Raw genomic sequence first — 3,438 nt, 5'->3', positions numbered from 1 at the left:
CATGTGTTCGTTCGTTGCCCGGGTTGAACCGTCTGGCCGCCAAACCTGAACCGCCCCCGCCGGACCCTTCGCTGATGGAACGCTTCAATCGATCAAAGGTTGAAATCCGGCCCCAGATAAATTTCGCGCGCCTTGGGATCGTCCACAAGTTGCGCGGCCGCGCCTTCGTAAACCACCTCGCCCTTGTGGATCAGATACGCGCGGTCCACCAGCTTGAGCGTCTCCCGCACGTTGTGGTCCGTGATGAGGATGCCGAGGCCGCGGTCCTTCAATCGCCGCACGATTTTCTGCACCTCATAAACCGCGATCGGATCAATCCCGCTGAACGGCTCGTCCAGCAGGAGCAACTTTGGACTCGTCACCAGCGCGCGGGTGATCTCCAGCCGGCGTTTTTCCCCGCCGCTCAACGTGTAGGCCCTGCTCCGGGCCAGGCCCGCCAGGTCGAGTTCGTCCAGCAGGTATTTCAAACGGACCTGCCGTTCCTGCGCGCCCATGGCGCAGGTTTCCAGAATCGCCAGAATGTTTTGTTCCACCGTCAGCTTGCGAAACACCGACGGTTCCTGCGTCAGATAACCGATGCCCAGTCGCGCGCGCCGGTGCATCGGCAGCCGGGTGACTTCCTTTTCACGAAAGCGGACGAGGCCCTCGTCCGGCTTCACCAGACCGACGACGATGTTGAAGGTCGTGGTCTTGCCTGCGCCGTTCGGACCGAGCAACCCGACAATTTCGCCGGCGTTTACGTAAATGGAAACCCCGTTCACGACGCGGCGCTGGCGGTACTCTTTGACAAGCGTTTCCGTGGTCAGCAGGTGCCCGGCCGGGCCGGCGGCCGGCGCGGGCGTCGGCGAACCTTTCTCCAGTGCCGGCCGCGCTTCTGACGGGGAGGCGTTCACACCAGGTTCTTTCGATCGGAGATCATGAGGCTGTTTTCTTCGGAGCCGGCCTTGCCTTTCGCCTGAGCACTTCCGCGTTCAATTTCATTTTCCAGTTGCCGGTCGCACGGAGAGTCGTGTTCGCCCGGTCCAGAATCACGGTGTCTCCCCACACCTTTCCGGCGTCGGACGACAGCATCGGGTTGTTCCCCGTCAATTCCAGCGCTTCTTTCGCGCTCGCGTAAACGGCCTTCGATCCGCTGCCCTCGATGACGCCCTTCGCGTCGGTGACGACGAATTTGACGCCGTTCTCCGCTGTCAGGACAACCTCTCCGTTGTTCGCCGTGTACACCGCCTTGTCACCCTGCGCGCGCCTCTCTCCGTCCGACTCGCGAACCAGCAGGTCCACGCCACCTTCGGCGGCAACGCGTTCCACCTGGTTGGTGCCGCCCGTCATTTTGCCGGTCAGTGTCAGCGAATCGCAGCTCAGGTTCATCCGCTCCGCTTCGCTGACCCGCACGTGGCCGCGATAAATGGCCTCGCTCAGATTCGTGTTCACCGCGTCCGGCTTCAACTCGAAATACCCGGCGGCCACCTCGACCGGCGCGGGCTGATTCGTCGATGTCACGTCCGCCGGCGTGTTGGTCTTTGCGGCAACACCCCGCGCCAGCCACGTCGAAGCGCCCAGCCCGCCCGGCGGCAGGCGCATCCGCACGTCGCGCGTGGCCTGATACGTGCGGCTTTTCAAATCGAACGCAAGAACCTCCGCCGACCCTTCCCGCTGGTTCAATTTCCACGTCGGTTTGCCCGTGACCTCGACCCGCTCATCCGCCGCCTTGTAAACCGCCTTCGCGCCCGTCACGCGGCTGTTCCCCTGCTCCATCAACACATTCCGCTCCGCCACGACGCTTTCCGTCCGGTTGCTCTGCGCCGTGGATCGAATCGTCATCAACTCGCAGTCCAGGTTTCCCTTTTCGCTTTTCACCTGAACGTCGCCGCTGAACAGGGCGATGTTGAAATTCGTGTCCGTTGTGTCCGGTCTGAACTGGAAATCCTCGCTCCGCGCCAGCACTGGCCGGCCCGCGGCCGCGACCGTGTTCGTCGCGGAACCACTCTCGGGCAGCAAAAAGCCGTTCCGCCCGATCGCGCCGGACGGTAATGTCATTTCCGTGCCGCGCATGGCGTGAAACTCCCGTGTCTTCCGGTTCACGACCAGTTCCTCCGCGCGCCCCGCATACTCGCGCAACCGCCAAGTCGGATTGCCGGAAAGCTCGACCACGTCGTTCGTGAGCCGGTACGTCGCCCGGTCGCCGGTTGCGTGAATTTCTTCCGAATCAATGACCACATCCCGACTGGCCAGGATGTTTTCGACGCGCCGCCGTTCATCCGGTTTCGCTGACTCGGAAAACGCGACCGTCAGCGAGCCGCACGTCAGCTTGCCGGGCGGATCATCCACGCGCACGTTGTCCTCGAACACCGCCAGGTTGGTTTGATAGCGCATCCGGTCGGAGAAGATATGCACGAGTCCGGCGGGCGCGGGCGCCGCATTCGTCTGCGCCGTCACCCCGCCGCGCGCCCCGGGCCGTGGTTCGATCAGGTCTTTCCGCAGGATCGCATGCACTTCGTTGGAAATGACCAGGCTTCCGGTCGCCGTTTGATACTCAAATCCGGTGCCTTCCAGGGAGATCTGGGCGTCCGGGCTGGCGGCCTCGAGTTTTTCCCCGGACGACACCAGCTTCGTCCGCGTGTTGTAGATGCACTGGAGAGATGAGACCTCGAGATTGGTCTTCCCCTCGCTGTTGAAGAACTGCAGCTGCACGCCTCCGCGAAGGAGCAGCTCCGCGTTGGAAATATTGGTCGCGCTCCCGCCGCTCAAAAGCATCGTGCGTTTCCCGCTCTGTTCATCCACGAACGCATGCTTGAACCCCTTGACCTCGCTCTCGATGATCTGCGCATGCGCACCCGCGCACAGCCACAGGAGCGCGGCGAACTTCAACAGGCGCGGCCAATGCGGGAAACGTTTCACGACGCGCCCATTCTTAATCCGGGCGCCAGTGTTTAGGAAGAATATTCCTGGACGAGCCGGCGCCATTTGTTCTGCGCTTTCAGAATCAGTTCCACCGCCTCCCGCACCGCGCCATGCCCGCCCGCTGCCTTCGTCACGTAATCGGCGGCGGCCCGCGCTTCGGCTGTCGCGTCCCCCACCGCCACCGCCACGCCCGCGCGTTTCAGGACGCCCAGGTCCACGATGTCATCGCCCAGGTAACAGACCTGCGTCCACTCCGCGCCGGTCTGCCGGAGAATCGACGCCACCGCCTCCACCTTGTTGTGGTCGCCCTGCATCAAAAAATCGATCTTCAAATCGTCCGCGCGCTGCTGCGTCGCGTCGGACGGGCGCCGCGACACCCAGCCGACCTTGATCCCCTCCCGCTGCAGCAGCCGCAACCCGAGACCGTCGCGGATGTTGAATCGCTTGCTCTCGACGCCTCCGCCCATCACCACCATCCCGTCCGTCAACACGCCGTCCACGTCGCAGAGGAACAACCGCACGTTCGCCAGCTTTCTT

3 protein-coding genes are annotated in these 3,438 nt (G+C 63.2%); all 3 read right to left on the bottom strand.

The genetic code is table 11. From position 1 onward, the window contains the following. Positions 1 to 92: 92 nt before the first annotated feature. Positions 93 to 809, bottom strand: coding sequence for an LPS export ABC transporter ATP-binding protein (gene lptB, locus VN887_00775; protein HXT38533.1), 717 nt, complete (start codon positions 807 to 809; stop codon positions 93 to 95). A gap of 106 nt (positions 810 to 915) precedes the next feature. Then, on the bottom strand, positions 916 to 2,898 hold the full coding sequence (locus VN887_00770) for an LptA/OstA family protein (protein ID HXT38532.1): 1,983 nt from the start codon (positions 2,896 to 2,898) through the stop codon (positions 916 to 918). Positions 2,899 to 2,930: 32 nt separating this feature from the next. Further along, positions 2,931 to 3,438, bottom strand: a 508-nt coding sequence (locus VN887_00765) for an HAD hydrolase family protein (protein ID HXT38531.1), incomplete at its 5' end; no start/stop codon positions are given.

Origin of the sequence: Candidatus Angelobacter sp., assembly GCA_035607015.1 — a bacterium.
In the GTDB taxonomy this organism is placed as follows: Bacteria; Verrucomicrobiota; Verrucomicrobiia; order Limisphaerales; family AV2; genus AV2.
This window is presented reverse-complemented; position numbering and strand designations above follow the sequence as displayed.